Raw genomic sequence first — 20,387 nt, 5'->3', positions numbered from 1 at the left:
AGGCGCTTTATAAAGCGCCTTTAATGTATGGATAAGCATTATTTAACAGAATCGTCTGTGCTTTGGCATTTGGATGAATTAGATCCTTTTGCATCAGGGTTTTATTACCGGCGACACCTTGCATAAAGAAAGGCAATAATTTCACCTTATATTGCTGACTGACCACTTTATAATTATTTTCAAACGCCTTGCTATAGGCCTGCCCGTAATTAGGCGGCATCTTTATGCCAAATACAATGACCTTGGCCTTGGCTTTCTGGCTCTGCTGAATCAGGCTGGCTAAATTTTTTTGAATCATTTGCGGTGGTTGTCCACGCAAGCCATCATTGCCACCTAACTCAATCACCACAAGGTCTGGACGATGCGTCTGTAACAGTTTAGGTAGTCTGGCCAGTGCTCCGCTGGTGGTTTCGCCACTGACACTTGCATTGACCACTTTATGCTGTTTCGGATACTGTTGCTCTAAACGCTTTTGTAATAAATGTACCCAACCCTGCTGGGGCTGGATACCATAACCTGCACTTAAACTATCACCTAAAATCATAATTGTCTTTGCTGAGACCCCGAGTGGTATCAGGCACAGACTGAGCAAAAAAAAGTAAGGCAATAGCCGAGTTTTCTGATTAAGATCTTTCATATAGGACACGTATGATTCAAAGCAGCAACGATTCGACCATCATGCCACAGGCTATTATTTCTGCCCAGAAATTGACACAAAAGATACAACTTTCACAAAAACAGCTCACCATTTTTGAGGATCTTGATCTGGATATTCAGGCCGGAGAACAAGTGGCAATTACCGGTCGTTCCGGTTCCGGAAAATCCACATTACTGGGTATTCTGGCGACACTGGATCAGGCGAGTTCAGGTCAGCTTATGGTCTGTGGCGAATCGGTCTCTAGCTTGGATGAAGAACAACGTGCACTGGTACGTTTAAGAAATATCGGGTTTGTCTTTCAGTCTTTTCAGCTCTTACCGCACCTGACTGCACTTGAAAATGTAATGCTGCCACTGCGCCTGCAGCCCGGCTTTAAATATGCAGAAGCCGAGCAAAAAGCCTTGGCTCTGTTGCATAAAGTGGGTCTGGATCGACAGGCGCAGCAAACGCCAAAAGTCCTATCTGGCGGTGAACAACAGCGTGTAGCCATCGCTCGTGCACTGGTCAGTGAACCAAAAATCATTTTTGCCGATGAACCTACAGGCAATCTCGATGGTGAAACGGCCAAAGAAATTGAACAACTACTCTTTCAACTGAACCGGGAACTGGGGACGACTTTGGTGCTGGTCACGCATGACCGCAAACTGGCGCAGCAGTGTCAGCGACATTTTGAACTGCTGAATGGCGAGCTGATTGAACATCCGAGTGGAGGATGAAATGAATCCATTATTTCGTCCCTTACTGACGCAAAGCTTTAAAACCACCGGAATTTATCTGCTGATTATTGCCTTAACGCTGGCGATCAGTGCGACTACTGCACTCAAGTTTAGTAACGAGCAGATCCAAAATGCAGTCGCCTTGCAGGCAGCAGAAATGCTGGCCGGTGATCTAGTGCTTTCAGATAATGAGCCTTTGCCGGAGCAGTGGCGCGATCAGGCCAAGCAGCTGGATTTAAAGCAGTCAGAAGTCACTTTCTTTAGCAGTATGGCCTATACCGATGCGCAGTTTGTCATGGTCAATGTCAAAGCCATTGATCAGGCTTTTCCTTTGCGTGGCGAACTGCGGGTGCAACCGGCAAAAAAGTCGATTCAATCTGGTGAAATCTGGCTCAGTCCACGAGCCATGGATTTGCTCAAAGTCAAATTGGGGGATCAGCTCAATATTGCCGATGCGGCGTTTAAAGTCACCGCCAAGATTGAACAGGACTCCAATCAGGAACTTGGATTTTCCGGATTTTCGCCGACCGTAATTATTTCCCAGGCGGATGTGTCACGAACTAATGCCATTCAGGTAGGGAGCCGGATTGAATATCGCTTACTCATGGCTGGCCGTCCGGATGATACCCAACAATATGAAGCCCTGTTCAAGCAGCAGGTCAAGTCAGCAAACGGCTCGGCTGAAACGCCAGCGGAAGTACAAGGGCAGGAGTTTGAGGGGCAAAGCAGTCTCAGGTTACGCAATGCCAGTGAAGGCAATACCCGCTTGATGAAGCCAATCGCCAATCTGGACACTTTCCTGCAACTGGCCAATATTCTGACCATTCTATTATGCGGGATTGCTATAGCCTTAACCGCGCAGCGCTATGTGCAGCAGAATCAGGATCATATTGCCTTGATGCGTTGTATCGGTGCTACCAAGAAACAGATTCTGTCAGCTTATCTGGCTTTACTCGGGATGGTGCTGTTGATTGCGATGCTAATTGGTACCGTGGTCGGGATCAGTCTGGGTTATGGACTGTTGCAATTGATGTTGCAGCTGATTCCGAATTTGCAGATTGAGTTTTCCGCTATCGCAATGTTGCTAGGACCATTGCCGGTCGCGATGCTGACCAGTGCCGTGGTGCTGCTCGGTTTTGTCATGCCAAGCTTGTTGCAACTGCTGAATACGCCGCCAATTCGGGTGATTCGCCAGCAGGAAAAATCAGTACAATCCATGCTGTGGATGCTGCTGACCGGAACGCTCAGCCTGATTATCTTTAGTGTGATTTTGACTGAAAACTTGCTGCTGACCGCCTGGGTGATTGGCGCGATTATTGTATTATGTGCAGTGCTGTATCTGACGGTATGGGGGGTGTTGAAACTGCTACGTAATATGAAGCTGAATCTGTCAGCCTATGTGCGCACACCATCTCAGACCGCCTTGCAGATTACGGCTTTAGCCTTGGGCTTGAGCCTGATTACAGTATTGGCAGTCTTGCGTACTGATCTGCTGGATCGCTGGCAGCAACAGTTACCGGAAGGTACGCCGAACCAGTTTGTTTATGGTTTACCGCCTTTTGATATGCCAGACCTGAAAGCTCAACTTGAGCAGAATGGCTGGAAAAGCACGCCACTGTATCCAAATGTCCGTGGGCGTCTGGTCGCCAAAAATGATCAGCCTTTTGCCGAGGAACTGGTGAAAAGCAGCAATACCTTAAGACGTGAACTGAATCTGACCCAGTCAAATAGCTATCCACAAGATAATGTGATTGTCAGTGGTGACGCGGTATTAAAACAAGTCGGCACCGTATCGGTCGAAGCCAATACTGCGGAAGAGCTAGGGATCAAGATCGGAGATAAACTCAGTTTCAGTCTGCCAGAAGGGATACTGGAAGCTAAAGTCGTTAATCTAAGAACCGTCGAATGGGAAAGTTTTAGCCCGAATTTCTTCTTTATCTTTGCACCGAATAGCATGGATGCCAATGCCGGCAGTTATCTGGGCAGTTTTTATGTCCCGGAAACAGATAAAGGCAAACTGGTCCCTGTGATCCAGCAATTTTCCAACACGGTGTTTATTGATGTCAGCCTGATTCTGGAAGAGATCAAACGCATTGTGAATGTGCTAGTGCAAATCGTGACCATTCTGGCAGTACTGGTCAGCATTTCCGGTTTTCTGGTACTGATGGCCTGTCTGAACCTGTTGATGGATGAGCGCAAACGTGAAGTGGCTTTGCTTCGATCATTCGGTAGTTCCAAGCAGAAACTGAAAACCATGATGAGTCTGGAAATTGGTTTTATTGGGCTGTTTGCCGGAATAGTTTCCTGCCTGTTTGCCGAAGTGATCAGTGCGATTGCCAGTTATAAAATGGATTTAATGATTCAGCCGCATTGGGAAATCTGGATTATCTTGCCGATCTTTATGACCACTTTATGTGCGCTGATTGGCCGTTATCGCCTGAGTTATCTGTCAGAGATTCCACCCTTACAAAGCTTGCGTGAGATGAATCAATAAGATTCATCTCCGTGATTTTTAAACTGGCTGAGAGTTAAAGTTTTAGTTGCTGTTTCATCATTTCCAGAATCTCTTGCCACAGTGGGCGAATGGGTTCAATCAAGGCCAAGTTATGTTGATAAAGCAGCACACAAAGGCCGAAACCAATCAGCAAGGCAATCAGATTGAACAGGTGACTACGCTGCATTTTTTGACCGATGTACCATAACAAGGTGAGAAAAGCCCCCATCAGCATGCCGCCAATATGTGCGGCATTGTTGATTCCGCTGATCATAAAGCCCAGCGCGAGGTTTAGACCCATCACCATCACCAGGGTTTTTTTATCCAGGATAAAACGTTGCTGTGGCAGCATCGGCAATAAGGCCAGCACCGTCAGTGAAGCCCCGAGTCCCATCACGGCACCGGATGCGCCGGCACTGACTGCAGGCAATAAATCGGGATTGGCCACACCGCCTTGGATCAGGCTATAGCTGTCCTGAATGTTCATATAGCCACTGAGCAGGCTGCCCATTAATCCGGCACACACATACAGGCCAATAAAATACATCCGGCCAAACAGCTGTTCGGCAACACTACCAAAAATATACAAGGCCCACATATTCAACATCAGGTGAATCAGGCCAAAATGAAAAAACATGCTGCTAAACAAGCGCATGGGTTCCGCTAAATAGGTTAAAGGTGCATAATCGGCACCCCAGAGAATAGCGTCTCGGGTACTCGGCTGGCTAACATCCATGCCATGCATGGCTTGCCAGCCAAATAATCCAACATTGATCCCGATTAAAATGGCGGTGATCCACCAGAGATGCATTTCAAGTTTGCGATGTTCGACAGGGGGAGAGTATTCAGACATGCTATTTTTTTGCTGTGATTGTATATTTCGAATAAGCTTAACACGAAAAATTAAATTTTCAGGAGTAACGCACTGACATGAAAGCCTTTCTGATCCGCACGATGCTCGTCATCGTCAGTGTGATTCTGCTGGTTCAATTGTGGATCTTTGCCAGTCTGGCCTGGTGGCGAACCAATCCGGTGAACACCACCATGATGATGCGGATTGATTACTGGACAGAACCTTCCAAAGCGATTCAGCACCAGTGGCGTCCCTATGACGAAATCAGCCTGAATCTGAAACGTGCTGTCGTCACTGCGGAAGATGGAAAATTTATTCATCACCATGGTTTTGACTGGGACGGAATTCAAACTGCGCTGAATAAAAACAGAAATCAGGGCCGTGTAGTGGCCGGTGGTTCGACAATCTCCCAGCAATTGGCGAAAAACCTGTTCCTCGTCAACAAGCGTTCATTTGTGCGTAAAGGTCAGGAAGCGGTCGCGACCTGGATGATGGAACGCATGTGGTCGAAAGAACGGATTCTGGAAGTCTATTTAAACTCGATCGAGTTCGGGGATAATATCTACGGCGTTGAAGCAGCGGCCAAACATTATTTTGGTAAAACCGCGCAAAGCCTGACCCGCGATCAAGCCATCTTTCTGGCTGCCATTTTGACTAATCCGAAATATTTCCAGGATCATCGCAATTCCTCTGCATTAAATGCACGTAAACGGATGATTCAGCGCTATATGCGTTATGCAGAATTACCTTAATTGATGATTTGAAGAGAAAGCCCAATTATTTGGGCTTTTTTTTATGAAATTGTCATCAATTTGAAGCATACTTGGAGCGATAAGCACAATTTTAAATCCGCATAGGTTTGATATGAATACGGCAGCCAGCACAACTTCAGCACAGCCCGAATATACATATAATGATCGTTATATTAATCGCGAACTGTCTATCCTAGACTTCCATTTACGTGTCCTGGAACAGGCTGTCGATCCTTTACATCCATTGCTCGAACGCATGAATTTCCTGTTGATTTTCTCACGTAATCTGGACGAGTTTTTTGAAATCCGGGTCGCCGGGATGATGGAACAACTGGATCTGGATAATGAAAGCCGGAGTCCGGATGGCTTGACTCCAAAGCAGGTTTTAGAACAGATTTCTAAAACCGCACATGCTGCCATTGAACGTCAATACCGTATTTTAAATGAAGAAATTTTGCCAAAACTGCGTGAGGAAGATATTTGCTTCTTGCGCCGTGGTGAATTGACCCCAGCGCAATCTGCCTGGATTAAAAAATATTTTCAGGAGCAGGTTGCGCCGGTTCTCACGCCGATCAGCCTAGACCCAGCGCATCCATTCCCGCGGCTGGTGAATAAATCACTGAACTTTATTGTGACACTGGAAGGCAAAGACGCCTTTGGCCGTCAGATTGATCTGGCTGTGGTGCCTGCACCGCGTTCACTGCCACGCGTAGTGCGTTTACCGGATGAACTGACCGATGGAAAAGAACATCATGTAATGCTGTCGGCGATTATTCATGAGCATGTTTCTGACCTGTTCCCGGGGATGACAGCGACTGGCTGTTATCAGTTCCGTGTCACCCGAAATGCCGATTTGGCCTTGAATGAAGATGTGGAAGATCTGGCCAAGGCACTCAAAGGTGAACTCAGTTCACGCCGGTTTGGTCGTGCGGTACGTCTGGAAGTAACGGAAAACTGCCCACAGCATATTTATGAATATCTGCTGAATGAATTTGATCTGGACGACGAGCAGCTTTATAAAGTTGCTGGCCCGGTCAATCTGGCACGTTTACTATCTAATTTTAAACGTCCGCATTTACGTTATGACTCGCATACTCCCATCATTCCTAAAGTACTGAAAAAATCTGAAAATATTTTTAGTGCGATGCAGAAACAGGATATTTTGCTACATCATCCCTTTGAATCTTTTGCGCCGGTCATTTCATTATTACGTGAAGCGGCACGCGATCCACAAGTACTGGCGATCAAGCAGACCTTGTACCGTAGTGGACCAGATTCTGAAATTGTCCAAGTGTTGGCAGAGGCTGCCCGCAATGGCAAGGAAGTGACCGCAGTCATTGAATTACGTGCGCGTTTTGATGAAGAATCCAATATTGCGGTGGCCAATGTCCTGCAAGAAGCGGGTGCGGTCGTGGTCTACGGCATTGTTGGTTACAAGACTCACGCCAAGATGATTCTGGTGGTGCGCCGGGAAAATAACAAACTGGTGCGCTATGTGCATCTGGGTACCGGTAATTATCATGCCGGCAATGCACGAATCTATACCGATTATGGTCTATTAACGACAGATAAAGATCTGTGTGAAGATGTGCATCGTATTTTCCAGGAATTGACCGGTATGGGGAAAATGGCCAAGCTGAAAAAGCTGCTACATGCGCCATTTACCTTGCATGCCCAGTTACTTAACTATATCGATAATGAAATTGCCTATGCTCAAGCAGGGAAACCGGCGCAGATTATTGTCAAAGTCAATGCACTGACCGAAATGCAATTGATTAACAAACTCTATGAGGCTTCTCAGGCCGGGGTACAAATTGACCTGATTATCCGCTCAATTTGCAGTTTGCGTCCGGGGTTGCCGGGTCTGTCAGAAAATATCCGGGTGCGTTCAATTGTCGGGCGTTTCCTGGAACATACCCGCGTGTATTATTTCAGCAATAATGGCAATTCACGTATTTACTGTTCAAGTGCAGACTGGATGGATCGTAACCTGTTTAATCGGGTCGAGGCCTGTTTCCCGGTCGAAGATGAAGCCTTGAAAAAACGCATCTATCAACAAGGTCTGTTGAATTACTTGAAAGACAATCAGCAATCCTGGTTATTGCAAGGTGATGGTACTTGGCTGCGGGCACAGCCCAAAGAAGGTGAAAAACCGCATAATGCACAACGTATTCTGTTAGAGCTGTTTAAATAAGTTTAAGTATTTAAAGAGGCTGAATATTCAGCCTCTTTTTTATTTCGAACATACAATTGAACTGTTCAAGCTGAGTCTGAACAGTTTTCGATAGATGTATTTGACCCGGCTATATATCTGATAGTTCTTCATCTGGAGCTGATCTTGTCGTTCGGTTTGCGATTTATGCTGACTCATTACTTGTAATAACTGTAATTCAGCGAAGTTGAGACAGGCTTTAACGCTGGGCTGGTGCAGGAGATAGTCTGCCAATTCAGTATGAATGTAGGCTCCACCGCGCAAGACAGTTTTTAGACTATCAGCGAACTGGGGTAATGAATCATGATGCTGCATATAGCTATCTGCGCCGGACAGCAAGGCTGAATAGATCAGTGCTGTGGAATGAGTATTGAGTATGGCAATAACGGGCGTATCTAGGCTTTGCTGTTTCAGCGGACGGATCACACTGATCTCTGAAGTTGTTGCTGCATGATAAAGAATCAGGTTGGGCAGATGTTCAGTAATCATGGATTGTGCGGACAGCATATTGTCCGCATACAGCAGCATATCTGGCTGATAGCCGAGTTGCTGTAGCACGGTCTGGATTTTTGACAGGTCGAGTCCAGTCGGTGAACGAATTACTAAAACCGGTGCAGGCAAAAGGCTAGCCAATAAAACGCGATCCTGTAGATGCGATAGAGAGCTATACTGTGAATCAGGCAGATGCAAATGCCTATCCCAAAGAATAGTGATTTAGCTGAAATGTAGAGATTCTAAGTTTCTAGGCGGACTGGATGCATTCAATTCAAGATATAAAAAAGGAGCAACATGTGCTCCTTTTTATTATCTATAGATCAGGCAGCATCGTGCTGAGTGATTTTCTGGAAAATCTGTAATAGCACATCAAACTCGCTTTGCAGCGGTGTGCTTTTACGGGTTACCAATGCCAGGGTACGACTTGGGGCTGAATCGATCGCTTTTACCTGAATCTCAGGATTGCCTTTAATCATATTGGTATGGATCGCAATTTCAGGCAGCAGGGTAAAGCCCAGATTTGCAGACACCATTTCGATTAAAGTCGGCAGTGAGCTGGCTTTTAAACGGTGATCATTTTTACGCTCACCAATCGGGCAGGCACTCAAGGCATGATCACGCAGGCAATGACCTTCTTCAAGTAACATCAGGCGAGACAGATCCAGATCTTCTAAAGAGTTTGCTTGTGCAGCATGCTGATCAGATTTTTGGTAAACCAGATACAGATTCTCTTTGGCAATTTCAGCAACTTTCAGACCACGGGTGTCGAAAGGCAATGCCAAAGCCACCATATCCAGGTTGCCATGTTCCAGCTTTTCTACAATCTTTTCACTTTGCGCTTCATGCAGATGCAACTGGATTTTTGGTAATTGCTTATGCACTTCATCCAGCAGCTGGGACAATAGGAAAGGTGCAATTGTTGGAATGACGCCGAGATGTAGATCACCGGTTAAAGGTTCACTCATCTCACGACTTAAACGCATTAGGTCCTGAGCATCGGCCAGTAGAACACGTGCGCGTGCAACCACTTGTTCACCAAGAGGCGTTAAACGAACATTCTGGCGGTCGCGTTCAACAAGTACGCCACCGAGTAAACGCTCCAGCTCCATGATGCCGCCAGACAAGGTTGACTGGGTGACAAAGGAGCGGCGAGCAGCTTCTGTAAAGTGTAGCGTCTCTGACAGTGTTACGAGGTATGACAGCTGTCTTAGGGATGGTAATGCAGCCATAGTGTCCTAATGTTTATGATTTAAAATGATCAGCAAATAATTCGCTAAGATATGGAATAAAATGCGGTGGGATATCATGCCCCATTCCATCAATTAATTCAAATTTAGCCCCTGAAATTGCTTTCGCAACGGCCTTGCCATGGCTAGGAGGCAGCAATCGATCTCGAGAACCATGGACCACCAGGGTTTCTTGTTTGATTTGCTTGTCCAGTTGCAGCAATGAGCCTGTACATAATATTGCTAAAAACTGTTGAAGTACACCAGCAGGATAGTAACTTCGCTTATATAATTTACGGGCGGTCTGCACCGCTTCCAGATGATTGACATAACCTGGTGAGCCGATGATCTTAAACAGTTTCAAACTATGATCAACAATGCCATCTTCATCTGTTGAAGCCGGTTTGTCAATCAAACTAAAGAGTTGCTTAGGGAAGGGCGGTGGCAACATCGGCTGGTTATTACTGGTAAACAGTAAGCCCAGTTTTTTGACTTTGTCCGGATAACGCGCGGCCAGAATCTGGGCAATCATACCGCCCATCGAAGCACCCAGCACATAGACTTGTTCCAGCTGCATTTTTTCAATCAACAGACTGACATCTTCGGCCATATCATACAGATCATAAGGTGCACCCTGATTACCCAGACCCAGCACAAACCGGCTCATCATTTTCAGAGTATTCAGGCGTGGACCTTTGTGATGAACTTTTGAAGACAGGCCAATATCACGGTTATCAAAACGGATGATGTGATAGCCATTGTCAATCAGTGACTTACAGAAAAAGTCAGGCCAGTACAGCATTTGCCCACCCAGCCCCATAATCAGCAAAATGGTGGGATGTTCCGGATTTCCGCCAACCTCGACATGTAGTTGGATCCCATTGCCTAGATCGACCTTGGTTTCATGCATAAACGAGGTATAAGGGGAAAGATTAAACTGTGCTGCGCTGTACATGGTCGCTGTCCTAATTAAAGGATATTTCGTTTAAAAAATATCCTTGCTATTAAACATCTAAACCGCAGCCGGAATCAAGTCAGGAACCTGCTTGGTCAAGGTCAGACGCTGTTTGGCTGCAGTGGCGCCCAAAAGCACGAAACCACGTAAGGTGCCGTTAGCATCGAACGCTTTGGCCAGCATGCCATCGTCAAATTCTTCAGTTTCCCAGGTGACATTCACATCAACCGGTGCAGGCAATACCGTTAAAGGTGCAGCAGGCGTTTTAACTGCCACTGGCATAGCCGGATAATGTACAGCAGTATGTTCGCCATTTAAGGTTTTTGCCAAAGCGCGGGCTTGTTGCATGATCGGCATGACATAAGGCAATAAGGTGCCATTGACCTCGGCACAGTCGCCCACCGCATAGATATCAGCCTGGTTGGTTTCCAGTTGTGCAGTGGTTAACACTCCGCGACTGGTATGTACGTCTGCCTGTTTCGCCAAAGAAATATTTGGCTGTAAGCCCACCGCAGACAACACCACATCAGCGACCAAAGACTGACCGTTGGCCAGCGTGACCAGATAATCACCATTGTCCGCACAAGAGACTTTTTCGACTGTTGTGCCCAAGACAAAGTGAATGCCGGTTTCTTCAAGATTCTTCTGGAATGCAGTAGCAACATGTTCTGGCAATAAGCGGCCAAGTGGCTGAGGGGCTAAATCAATGACTGTAACCTGATGATCGGTATTTTGTAGGTCGTTGGCAAATTCACAGCCAATCAGGCCTGCACCTAAAATTACTACACGTTTGTCTTCACGTGCTGCCAGATTGTTACGGAAAGCTTTATAGTCACTCAAATTGTTGACGACATGAATGTCATCGCTGGCATCACCGGCAATCGCCAGACGTACTGGATTGGCACCGATGGCTAATACCAGTTTGCTATAATGTTGCGTACTTTCCTGACCATCTTTTTCCAGAACCAGCTGATGATCTTCCGGATGAATGGCTTTGACCCAGGTATGCTGTTCAATGCGCATATTCAGCTGTGCTGACATTTTAGCCGCATCGCCTAGTGGAATTTGTTCAGGCGCTTTATTGCCAGCCAAAGCATTGGAGAGCGTCGGTTTGGCGTAATTGACCGCATCATCTGCACAGATCATCAGCAATTCATGTTCTGGATTGAGTTTACGAAATTCACGTGCTACGGCATAACCCGCCATACCTGAACCAATAATGACGATAGGATGCATAGTCGTTTCCATATGGTAGAGCTCCATGCTGTATAAATGATTGAAAGGCATAAAAAAAGACCATATGGATATGGCCTTTAACTGGACGTGATTAGACTTCGATCATTTCGAAATCAATTTTAGACACGCCGCAATCTGGACAGGTCCAGTCATCTGGGATATCTTCCCATTTGGTGCCTGCCACGATCCCGTCTTGAGGCCAACCTTCTGCCTCGTCATAAATCCATCCACATACGATGCATTGAAACTTTCTCATGTAACTCTCCAAAACTGAGCAACTGTAGGCGTCAGCTTAAAATCCATAAAAGGCAAGACTCTAAAAGAATATGACTTTTTAACAGTGAACATATTTGGCTAAATTTTTACGCAGTTCTATTCATAAAGTAAAGTGAATAAAAGCTTAATCAGCGAAATTAGCAGCAGAATAGACGACACATTCCTCATTTATCTAAAAATCACGCCAATCAGCTTTTCTGGCGTAGGCGGTTAAAGGATAAAAAGCTGACGATGGCAAAAATGAGTGTTTATCTTGTGGGATAGACCAAAGTCGTGCAGTAAAAACTTGAGTTTTTAGGTAATTTAAAATCAGTAAAGTCCGGATTAAATATTTTTAAAATAAATCAATATAATAAAATCAATATCTTGTAATTAAACGTCGGGTTTTTATTAGGCAGCTTGGCTTGTCCGCTCTACTCAAATAGGTTTAAAATTCCCATATTCCTTTTCTTTTTTTAAGATCTCCCATGAGCAATTTGTATACTTCTTTGTGGTCTCACATTCGTACGGTCCAAGATTTTCCAAAACCAGGAATTTGCTTCTTTGATTTGACCCCACTTTTCATGAGCAATATTGGTCCATTGACTGACGCTTTGATTGCCAGCATTCCTGCTGACAAACTGGCAGAAGTAGAAAGCTTTATTGCGGTTGAAGCGCGTGGTTTTGTGTTGGCAAGCTTGTTGGCACAACGTACAGGCAAAGGCTTATTGTTGGTGCGTAAAGCAGGTAAATTGCCACCTCCAGTGGTCGGTGTGGGTTATAGCCTGGAATATGGTCTGGATCGTTTAGAAATGTCTGCGGAAGTTCAGTCCCAGAAAGTAATTATTGTGGATGATGTTCTGGCAAGTGGCGGAACCTTAAAAGCAGTGAATGAACTGGCTCAAAAATGTCAACATGAAGTACTTGGTGCAAGTATCTTCCTTGATCTTCCTGACCTGCATGCTGAATTAGGCCTGGATATCTGGTCAGTATTGGATGACAAATCTCAGCCTGAAGCGGCAGTTGCTTAAGTCATAATTTTTTGTAAAAAAAGCCCCGAAATTGTGGGGCTTTTTTATTGCCTGATAAAATGATCTTCGATTTCCTGAATCAGCGTATTAATTTGCTCAGGATGTTCCAGACGATGATGGCCGCCATCAACTGCCTGAATTTGCATATAGTCTTCAAGTTGTGTCTGAACCGCATGCATATCCAGAATTTCATCACCCAGTTCAAGATAGGCAAATTGAGGAATGTCATGCTGTAAATCGTGATGCCCAATCGGCGGATAATCATCGCGGAAGTTAGGCTGCAAAATGGGATTAGCCACTACACAGGGAATTTGATACGCCTGTGACATTTTCAGTGCCCAATAACCGCCAAGACTGTGGCCGACCAGAATATCTGGTTTGATGGTTTCAATCATCTCATGATAAAACTCGGCGACCGAACTATAGCTCAGATTTCGGTAATCGACATCGATACAGTACTTGTGTACCACATCAATGGCATGGAACTTGGTGGATTCTCTGGAGGAATCTAAGCCATGTATAAACAAAATCTTAGACATAGTACATTACTCATTTTTATGGGATATGCCATATTGGTTATTTGTTGATTGGCACATCATCTTGAAGCTGAGTGTCATTGTAGAACGTCTGGGTATACAAGGCAGTTAGCTATTGGTCTAAGCCGAAGTTTTGCAGTGCAATGAATTTATATAAGACTTGTCTGGTTTAGACTTTAATCCCAACTGAGAGCAGCTGGGTGCTGCAATAAGTTTGAAGAAAGGGAATTTAAAAGAGTGACAGACGGGCTGAACCGAATGGTGTAAATAGCAAGATAGTGGATTTTTCCAAAGAAAAGCCGGTTCCTGAGAGTGTTTGCGCTACGATTTGAGAAGGATTTCTGCTATTCTATGCAACTTCTATTTTTTAACTAATCTTATTCGAGGCAGAGATGACGCAAAATAACGCTCAATCGACTTCTGAACAAATCATTTCCGAAAACGATTTAATTGCACAGCGTCATGCCAAGTTAAAGCAAATCGAAGCTCAGGCACAAGAAACAGGTAAGAGCCCATGGCCGAATACCTTTAAGCGTGAGCATTATGCCCAGGATTTACAAGACCAGTTCGCTGATAAATCTAAAGAAGAAATTGAAGCAGGCGAAAAGGTCTACGTCAAAGTTGCCGGTCGTGTGATGTTGAACCGTGGTTCATTTATCGTGATCCAGGACATGACAGGTCGTATCCAGCTGTATGTGGCGCGTAAAGAACTCGCTGAAGATGTGCTGGCTACCATTAAAGGTCTGGACCTTGGCGATATCATCGCAGTCGAAGGTTATATCGGCCGTTCGGGTAAAGGCGATTTGTATGTACACATCGAACATTTTGAATTACTGACCAAATCATTACGTCCGCTTCCAGACAAGTTCCATGGTTTGAACGATACTGAAGTAAAGTATCGTAAACGTTATCTAGATCTGATTGTTAACGAAGAAACACGTAAAACTTTTGAGATTCGTGCCAAAGTCGTAGCGGGTATCCGTGCCTTCCTGACTGAAAAGCGTTATATGGAAGTTGAAACGCCAATGATGCATGTGATTCCAGGCGGTGCATCGGCACGTCCTTTCGAAACACATCATAATGCACTGGACATGTCGCTGTTCTTGCGTATTGCGCCAGAGCTTTACTTAAAGCGTTTGGTGGTCGGCGGTTTTGAACGTGTGTTTGAAATTAACCGTAACTTCCGTAACGAAGGTGTTTCTACCCGTCACAACCCTGAATTCACCATGATCGAATTCTATCAGGCTTATGCAGATTACAAAGACTTGATGGAATTGACCGAGCAAATGCTGGAGCGTCTGGCGATTGATATCTTGGGTACGACTGACGTGCCTTATGGCGATGAAGTATATAGCTTCAAAGGGCCATTCAAGAAAATTTCAATGTTCGATGCGATTCTGGAAAATAACCCGCAATTTACTCCTGAAAATGTCAATGACCGTGAGTTCCTGGCAAAATTCCTTCAGGAAGAATTGAAAGAGCAAGTGAAACCAGGTTTTGGTCTGGGCAAACTGCAAACCATGGTATTTGAAGAAACCGTAGAAACCAAATTGCGTCAGCCGACGTTCATTACTGAATATCCAGCGGAAACTTCTCCATTGGCACGCCGTAATGATCACAATCCACACATTACCGACCGTTTTGAATTCTTCATCGGTGGTCGTGAGTTGGCAAATGGCTTCTCGGAATTAAATGATCCAATCGATCAGGCTGAACGATTCCAGGCACAGGTTGCTGAAAAAGATGCTGGTGATGATGAAGCTATGCATTACGATGCAGACTTTGTAGAAGCATTGGAATACGGTCTTCCTCCAACAGCAGGTGAGGGTATTGGTATTGACCGTCTGGTGATGATCTTTGCCAATGCAGCAAGTATCCGCGATGTGATCTTGTTCCCGCATATGCGTCATAAAAATGCTTAAATGCTGAATTCAAAATAACCCACCATTGTGTGGGTTATTTTTTATCGATACATCTGAAAGCTTGAGTAAAAAACAACAGTTTAATCGTTGAAAATTAACATAGGAGCGATTAAGGTGAAGCAGAAAATAAACTTGAGAATATTCATCCCATGTTGCTAAAAAAAACATTATTGAGTGTGTTGCTGACTACGCTTGCTCTTCCTGCTTTTGCTCAGGGCCTGGTTCTAAATGATGCAAATTTGCGTACTGACCTGAACTGGTTAAACCAGCAAGGGGTTATTCAAATCAGTACCTCAACCTGGCCGCTGAGTGGGGATGAAATTCAACGAGCCTTAACAAATGCGCAGATCAGCAATACTGTACAGCAGCGTGTAATCGATTCGGTTCTGGCTAAACTAAAGGCAGATAATCAACTGCTAAAATTGGGTGTATTTGCAGAAACCGATCAAAAAAATATTCCACAGACTTTCGGGGATCAGCAAAAAGCACAATATCAGGCAGCTTTAGAGTTTAATGCTGGCAGTACGAATTGGGATGCCAAAATCAGGGTGAATGCTGAAAAAGATCCACAAATTGATAATGATCAGGATGTAAATCTCGAAGGTTCTTATCTGGCGGGGAAACTTTGGAATCAATGGTTGATTGCTGGGCAGATTCCAACTTATTGGGGGCCAGGCCATGATGGCAGCTTGATGCGTGGTGATGCCAGTCGTCCAGTCTATGGCTTTACAGTTCAACGTGCAGAACAGACAGCATTTGAAAATAAATGGTTATCTTGGATTGGGCCGTGGCAATATCAGGCTTTTGCCGGTCAACTCGATGACTATAGCGCAGTTCCAGACGCCAAATTGATTGGTTTGCGTGTTACAGCACAGCCTTTACCTTATTTAGAGCTTGGTGCCTCGCGTGCGATTCAGTGGGGTGGTGAAGGGCGACCTGAAAGTTTAAGTTCGCTATGGGATGCTTTTGTAGGTAGTAAAGATAATGGGGGTACAGGTGAACCAGACCCATCTAACCAGATTGCCGGCTTCGATGCGCGGTTAAATTTATTTTCTCTTACCCAAATTCCGGTAGGTCTATATGCTCAATATGTAGGAGAGGATGAGGCTGGGGGCTTACCTGCAAAAAAAATGTATCTTGCCGGCATTGACTATTCTTCCACTGTAAAAAATATGCCATATCAGCTCTACACAGAATGGGCAGATACGCGGACTAATGGCAAGGTTCAAGGCATTTCCTACAACCATACGAATTATACAGACGGTTTTTATCAGCATGGTTATCCTCTAGCACATGCTTTAGGTGGCGATGCGCAGATGATTTCTGTGGGTGGAGATATTCGTATTGATTTTATGAACCGCTTATCAGGGCGTATACTTTTTGCTGATGTGAATCAATCAGAACTTGCCGCTGTTAATAATGCTGCTTTTGCTTTTAATGATGAGATTAAAGCACTGGATTTGACCTGGTCACATTATATACGTCCAGAAATGCCGCTTAAAATTAATGCATGGGTCGGTGATTCAAAGGTAAATGGTCGAGATAGCGGAGTTTCTTTAGGTATCGAAATACCATTAGAAAAAGGCTTGTTCAGTTATTAATTCTTAGCCATGATTAAATCCTGCTTAAACGCAGGATTTTTTTATCATTTTAAAAAACTATAAGCAAAAAAAACGCAATGATTGGGGTTGTCATTGCGTAGAAAAAGGAATGTTTTTTCAAACTATTTCAAAATTAACTGTGGAGAGAGTTAAATCTGATTCCTTACTGAATATGACCATAATAGGACGCATTCTCATATGACTCATCAGTATTCATGTTAATACATGTTAAATAAGGTTAAAACTATGAAGATTATGTGGGGATATTTGCATCATTTTTGCGCAATTTTAGCTTAAATAAAAAAGCTCTTCATCAGAAGAGCTTTTAAGAGCAATTTTTTCTAATTAAAAATGGAATACGCCGAGGCCAGATTTGACTTCATCCAGTGTCGCCTGGGTAATATCGCGACATTTATCCGTACCGGTTTTCAGGATATCCATGATGTAATCCGGATCTTTAACCAGTTCGATACGCCGCTCACGGATTGGGCCGATCAACTCTTTTAAAATGCCTTCCAGACGTTTTTTCACTGTACCATCGCCTAAACCGCCACGACGATAATGAGCTTTGAGCTCTTCCAGCTCTTCTTTATTTGGATCAAAAGCATCTAGATAAGTGAATACCACGTTGCCTTCGACCTGGCCTGGATCTTCAATACGTAGGTGATTCGGATCGGTATACATGGCGTTGACCGCTTTCTTAATATCTTTATCTGTCGCATCCAGCACAATGGTATTGCCCAAAGATTTTGACATTTTTGCTTTACCATCAAAACCTGGTAAACGACCGACATTGGAAAGAAGAGCCTTACATTCTGGTAGCAGGTCATGCCCAATTTGACGGTTCAAACGACGCACGATTTCGTTGGTCTGTTCGATCATTGGAATTTGATCTTCACCCACAGGAACAACCGTTGCCTTAAATGCTGTAATGTCAGCAGCTTGAGCCACCGGGTAGCACAAGAAGCCGGCTGGAATATCACGCTCAAAACCACGCATCTGGATTTCAGATTTAATGGTCGGGTTACGCTCAAGACGTGAAACAGTCACGAAGTTGAGATATAGCATGGTCAGTTCATTTAAGGCAGGTAAGCATGACTGAACACAAATCGTGGTTTTGGTTGGATCAATACCGACAGCCAGATAATCCGTTGCCACTTCAATAATGTTACGACGTACTTTTTCAAAATTGTCCGCATTATCGGTCAGGGCTTGAGCATCAGCGAGTAACAAGTGTTGATGGTGAGAATCTTGCAGACCTACACGAGAGCGTAATGAACCCACAAAGTGGCCGAGGTGGAGTTGTCCGGTAGGACGGTCGCCCGTCAAGATCACTGGACGATTATCTTGATTACTCATTATCTATTCCAAAGGGTAGTCAGTACTACAGCTATATTTTAACGAATGGCAACATTGTACGGCATTCTGTTTTTGATTGTCAGCCAGAAAAAAAGCTGTCGTAAAAAAATCTTATAAATTAAACAAGTGAATACAATATTTTTAACAATTTTGATTAAACTAGGTGGAAAGAAGATAAGGATAATAAGTATGGCGAGCAGTTTATTACTATTATTAGATGATATTGCTACTGTTCTGGATGATGTCGCTGTCATGAGCAAAATGGCAGCAAAAAAAACAGCAGGCGTCCTTGGTGATGATCTGGCTTTAAATGCGCAGCAAGTGACAGGTGTGCGGGCTGATCGTGAATTACCGGTGGTCTGGAAAGTTGCCAAAGGTTCTTTTGTTAATAAACTGATTTTGGTGCCGCTGGCATTATTAATCAGCTTTATTGCAGGCTGGCTGATTAATCCCTTGTTGGTGCTGGGTGGGTTGTTCCTATGTTATGAAGGCGTGGAAAAAATTATTCATACCTTGCATACACCGAAGGCCAAGGACGCGGAACAGGCGCGTGAGCAATTGATTCATACAGAAATGGATTTGCACCAGTTTGAAAATGAAAAAGTCAAAGGTGCTATTCGCACTGACTTTATCCTGTCTGCTGAAATTATCGTGATTACTTTGGGAACGGTCGCCGCAGCCTCGATGCTGACCAAAGTGACTGTTTTAAGCCTGATCGCGGTGGTGATGACCATTGGTGTTTATGGTTTTGTTGCGCTGATTGTCAAACTGGATGATATCGGTCTGCATCTAACTGAACAGCAGTCCGATTTTAAACAAAAAATAGGACGTGGCTTGTTGGCATTTGCCCCGATCTTAATGAAAATTCTCTCCATTGTTGGGACCGCTGCGATGTTTCTGGTGGGCGGTGGAATTATTAACCATGCAATTCCTTTTATTCATCACTTTACTGAAGACAGTGTTGCTTATGTGCAGGATATTCCCAGCATTGGCAACATTGTCGGTGCCGTAACACCGACCTTGATTAATTTCGCAGTAGGAATTTTAGCGGGTCTGCTGGTCATGCTGGTCATCAGCCTGATTAAGAAAATCTGGCCTAAATCATCAAAAGCTTAAGGTGTGGAAATATCTGGATATTAAGCAGATTAAGAAAAGGAAAAGACTATGCGTTGGAAAGGTCGTCGTGTCAGTAGCAATGTAGAAGACCGTCGTGGTGGTGGTGCCAAAGCTGGCGGAATCAGTATTGTTGGATTGATTGTGGCCTTTGTGGCCTGGAAGTTTTTCGGTGTCGATCCACAACAGGCTTATCAAACCACCAAGCAGGTCACTCAGGGGGTATCGGGTGCGGCAGAAACACGTGGCCTGGAAAATCCCACGCCAGAACAGCAGGAGTCGATTGATTTTGTTGGAACTGTATTGGCAGATACTGAAGATACCTGGAATCAGGTATTTCAGCAGCAGTTAAATCAGCAGTATGTTCCACCGAAACTGGTGTTGTTCAATGGCATCGTGAATTCTGGTTGTGGGACGGCTCAGGCGGCGATGGGGCCTTTCTACTGCCCGACAGACCAGAAAGTGTATATCGATACTGCATTCTTTAAAGATATGCGTACTCAAATGGGCATTACCGGAGAACAGAATGCCACCGAACTTTCCCGCAATGATCAGGCGGGGGATTTTGCGCTGGCCTATGTCGTGGCCCATGAAGTGGGGCATCATATCCAGACGATTTTAGGTATTTCTTCTCAAGTACAGCAAGCACGTCAACAGGCAAGCGAAGTACAAAGTAATCAGCTTTCAGTGCGTCAGGAATTGCAGGCAGACTGTCTGGCCGGCGTTTGGGCTTACCATAATCATGAACGTACCCAATTTCTGGAACAGGGTGATGTGCAGGAAGCGATGGATGCCGCCCATAAAATTGGCGATGATTATTTACAGAAACGTGCTCGCGGGCAGGTGGTGCCGGACAGCTTTACCCATGGCAGCAGCGCGCAGCGGGTACAATGGTTTAACACCGGCTTGAAATCCGGTCAAGTTGCGAATTGTGATACCTTTAATCAAAATATTTAAATGACTTCGATAAAAA

At 44.7% G+C, this 20,387-nt stretch carries 18 protein-coding genes; 9 read left to right on the top strand and 9 right to left on the bottom strand.

The features are described 5' to 3' along the window. Positions 1 to 7: 7 nt before the first annotated feature. Positions 8 to 637, bottom strand: a complete 630-nt coding sequence (locus F894_RS07760; RefSeq protein ID WP_005246979.1) for an arylesterase — start codon at positions 635 to 637, stop codon at positions 8 to 10. Between the two features lie 11 nt (positions 638 to 648). Here F894_RS07760 and F894_RS07755 point away from each other — a divergent pair, with 11 nt between their 5' ends. Both F894_RS07755 and F894_RS07750 read left to right on the top strand, forming a co-directional pair. Beyond that, positions 649 to 1,374, top strand: coding sequence for an ABC transporter ATP-binding protein (locus F894_RS07755; RefSeq protein WP_005246978.1), 726 nt, complete (start codon positions 649 to 651; stop codon positions 1,372 to 1,374). Between the two features lies 1 nt (position 1,375). After that, entirely contained in the window at positions 1,376 to 3,868 is a 2,493-nt protein-coding gene (locus F894_RS07750) for an ABC transporter permease (protein WP_005246977.1), read from the top strand. 34 nt (positions 3,869 to 3,902) lie between these two features. Here the strand turns inward: F894_RS07750 and F894_RS07745 are convergent, their stop codons facing one another. Continuing rightward, a complete protein-coding gene (locus F894_RS07745; RefSeq protein WP_005246975.1) occupies positions 3,903 to 4,721 on the bottom strand; it encodes a rhomboid family intramembrane serine protease in 819 nt (272 codons plus the stop codon). Positions 4,722 to 4,798: 77 nt separating this feature from the next. On the opposite strand from F894_RS07745, the gene mtgA reads away from it, so the two are divergent. Further along, positions 4,799 to 5,473, top strand: coding sequence for a monofunctional biosynthetic peptidoglycan transglycosylase (mtgA, locus tag F894_RS07740; protein ID WP_005246974.1), 675 nt, complete (start codon positions 4,799 to 4,801; stop codon positions 5,471 to 5,473). Between the two features lie 112 nt (positions 5,474 to 5,585). After that, positions 5,586 to 7,667: a polyphosphate kinase 1 gene (ppk1, locus tag F894_RS07735; RefSeq protein ID WP_005246972.1), complete on the top strand. Its 2,082-nt coding sequence runs from the start codon at positions 5,586 to 5,588 to the stop codon at positions 7,665 to 7,667. Between the two features lie 39 nt (positions 7,668 to 7,706). On the opposite strand, the gene F894_RS07730 is transcribed toward ppk1, so the two are convergent. The 5 genes from F894_RS07730 to rubA all read right to left on the bottom strand — a co-directional run bounded on the left by F894_RS07730 (position 7,707) and on the right by rubA (position 11,853). After that, the gene (locus F894_RS07730) at positions 7,707 to 8,318 is read right to left on the bottom strand and encodes a response regulator (protein ID WP_034438231.1); all 612 of its coding nucleotides are present in this window, start codon (positions 8,316 to 8,318) and stop codon (positions 7,707 to 7,709) included. Between the two features lie 182 nt (positions 8,319 to 8,500). After that, positions 8,501 to 9,409, bottom strand: a complete 909-nt coding sequence (oxyR, locus tag F894_RS07725) for a LysR family transcriptional regulator OxyR (protein ID WP_004279412.1) — start codon at positions 9,407 to 9,409, stop codon at positions 8,501 to 8,503. A 13-nt stretch (positions 9,410 to 9,422) separates the two neighbouring features. Then, the gene (gene estB / locus F894_RS07720; RefSeq protein WP_004646272.1) at positions 9,423 to 10,361 is read right to left on the bottom strand and encodes an esterase EstB; all 939 of its coding nucleotides are present in this window, start codon (positions 10,359 to 10,361) and stop codon (positions 9,423 to 9,425) included. Positions 10,362 to 10,418: 57 nt separating this feature from the next. Then, positions 10,419 to 11,597 carry a rubredoxin reductase RubB gene (rubB, locus tag F894_RS07715; protein WP_034438229.1) on the bottom strand — a complete coding sequence of 393 codons (1,179 nt, stop codon included), beginning with the start codon at positions 11,595 to 11,597 and terminating at the stop codon, positions 10,419 to 10,421. Positions 11,598 to 11,688: 91 nt separating this feature from the next. Beyond that, positions 11,689 to 11,853: a rubredoxin RubA gene (rubA, locus tag F894_RS07710; protein WP_004646274.1), complete on the bottom strand. Its 165-nt coding sequence runs from the start codon at positions 11,851 to 11,853 to the stop codon at positions 11,689 to 11,691. A 487-nt stretch (positions 11,854 to 12,340) separates the two neighbouring features. On the opposite strand from rubA, the gene F894_RS07705 reads away from it, so the two are divergent. Next, on the top strand, positions 12,341 to 12,883 hold the full coding sequence (locus tag F894_RS07705) for an adenine phosphoribosyltransferase (protein ID WP_005246968.1): 543 nt from the start codon (positions 12,341 to 12,343) through the stop codon (positions 12,881 to 12,883). A gap of 44 nt (positions 12,884 to 12,927) precedes the next feature. On the opposite strand, the gene F894_RS07700 is transcribed toward F894_RS07705, so the two are convergent. Next, entirely contained in the window at positions 12,928 to 13,422 is a 495-nt protein-coding gene (locus F894_RS07700; RefSeq protein ID WP_004730287.1) for a YqiA/YcfP family alpha/beta fold hydrolase, read from the bottom strand. 389 nt (positions 13,423 to 13,811) lie between these two features. On the opposite strand from F894_RS07700, the gene lysS reads away from it, so the two are divergent. Further along, the gene (gene lysS, locus F894_RS07695; RefSeq protein ID WP_004730285.1) at positions 13,812 to 15,341 is read left to right on the top strand and encodes a lysine--tRNA ligase; all 1,530 of its coding nucleotides are present in this window, start codon (positions 13,812 to 13,814) and stop codon (positions 15,339 to 15,341) included. Positions 15,342 to 15,490: 149 nt separating this feature from the next. Beyond that, positions 15,491 to 16,942 (top strand): capsule assembly Wzi family protein, encoded by a 1,452-nt coding sequence (locus F894_RS07690; RefSeq protein WP_005246966.1) that lies wholly within the window; start codon positions 15,491 to 15,493, stop codon positions 16,940 to 16,942. Between the two features lie 345 nt (positions 16,943 to 17,287). Here F894_RS07690 and trpS read toward each other — a convergent pair whose 3' ends face one another. Next, positions 17,288 to 18,301 carry a tryptophan--tRNA ligase gene (gene trpS, locus F894_RS07685; RefSeq protein ID WP_005246965.1) on the bottom strand — a complete coding sequence of 338 codons (1,014 nt, stop codon included), beginning with the start codon at positions 18,299 to 18,301 and terminating at the stop codon, positions 17,288 to 17,290. Positions 18,302 to 18,490: 189 nt separating this feature from the next. Here trpS and F894_RS07680 point away from each other — a divergent pair, with 189 nt between their 5' ends. Both F894_RS07680 and F894_RS07675 read left to right on the top strand, forming a co-directional pair. Next, positions 18,491 to 19,417: a DUF808 domain-containing protein gene (locus F894_RS07680; RefSeq protein WP_004646278.1), complete on the top strand. Its 927-nt coding sequence runs from the start codon at positions 18,491 to 18,493 to the stop codon at positions 19,415 to 19,417. A gap of 48 nt (positions 19,418 to 19,465) precedes the next feature. Beyond that, on the top strand, positions 19,466 to 20,371 hold the full coding sequence (locus F894_RS07675; protein ID WP_004279421.1) for a KPN_02809 family neutral zinc metallopeptidase: 906 nt from the start codon (positions 19,466 to 19,468) through the stop codon (positions 20,369 to 20,371). The last annotated feature ends 16 nt before the right edge of the window (positions 20,372 to 20,387 follow it).

The sequence above is a fragment of the Acinetobacter sp. CIP 51.11 genome, from assembly GCF_000369665.1.
Lineage (GTDB): Bacteria > Pseudomonadota > Gammaproteobacteria > Pseudomonadales > Moraxellaceae > Acinetobacter > Acinetobacter lwoffii_S.
This window is presented reverse-complemented; position numbering and strand designations above follow the sequence as displayed.

Excerpts from the sequence above, each read along its gene's own strand:
- F894_RS07755 (WP_005246978.1), top strand. The coding sequence starts at position 649 with ATGATTCAAAGCAGCAACGATTCGACCATCATGCCACAGGCTATTATT.
- F894_RS07690 (WP_005246966.1), top strand. The coding sequence starts at position 15,491 with ATGTTGCTAAAAAAAACATTATTGAGTGTGTTGCTGACTACGCTTGCT.
- ppk1 (WP_005246972.1), top strand. The coding sequence starts at position 5,586 with ATGAATACGGCAGCCAGCACAACTTCAGCACAGCCCGAATATACATAT.
- F894_RS07675 (WP_004279421.1), top strand. The coding sequence starts at position 19,466 with ATGCGTTGGAAAGGTCGTCGTGTCAGTAGCAATGTAGAAGACCGTCGT.
- rubA (WP_004646274.1), bottom strand. The coding sequence starts at position 11,853 with ATGAGAAAGTTTCAATGCATCGTATGTGGATGGATTTATGACGAGGCA.
- F894_RS07745 (WP_005246975.1), bottom strand. The coding sequence starts at position 4,721 with ATGTCTGAATACTCTCCCCCTGTCGAACATCGCAAACTTGAAATGCAT.
- trpS (WP_005246965.1), bottom strand. The coding sequence starts at position 18,301 with ATGAGTAATCAAGATAATCGTCCAGTGATCTTGACGGGCGACCGTCCT.
- F894_RS07680 (WP_004646278.1), top strand. The coding sequence starts at position 18,491 with ATGGCGAGCAGTTTATTACTATTATTAGATGATATTGCTACTGTTCTG.
- oxyR (WP_004279412.1), bottom strand. The coding sequence starts at position 9,409 with ATGGCTGCATTACCATCCCTAAGACAGCTGTCATACCTCGTAACACTG.
- F894_RS07705 (WP_005246968.1), top strand. The coding sequence starts at position 12,341 with ATGAGCAATTTGTATACTTCTTTGTGGTCTCACATTCGTACGGTCCAA.
- rubB (WP_034438229.1), bottom strand. The coding sequence starts at position 11,597 with ATGCATCCTATCGTCATTATTGGTTCAGGTATGGCGGGTTATGCCGTA.
- lysS (WP_004730285.1), top strand. The coding sequence starts at position 13,812 with ATGACGCAAAATAACGCTCAATCGACTTCTGAACAAATCATTTCCGAA.
- estB (WP_004646272.1), bottom strand. The coding sequence starts at position 10,361 with ATGTACAGCGCAGCACAGTTTAATCTTTCCCCTTATACCTCGTTTATG.
- mtgA (WP_005246974.1), top strand. The coding sequence starts at position 4,799 with ATGAAAGCCTTTCTGATCCGCACGATGCTCGTCATCGTCAGTGTGATT.
- F894_RS07700 (WP_004730287.1), bottom strand. The coding sequence starts at position 13,422 with ATGTCTAAGATTTTGTTTATACATGGCTTAGATTCCTCCAGAGAATCC.
- F894_RS07760 (WP_005246979.1), bottom strand. The coding sequence starts at position 637 with ATGAAAGATCTTAATCAGAAAACTCGGCTATTGCCTTACTTTTTTTTG.
- F894_RS07750 (WP_005246977.1), top strand. The coding sequence starts at position 1,376 with ATGAATCCATTATTTCGTCCCTTACTGACGCAAAGCTTTAAAACCACC.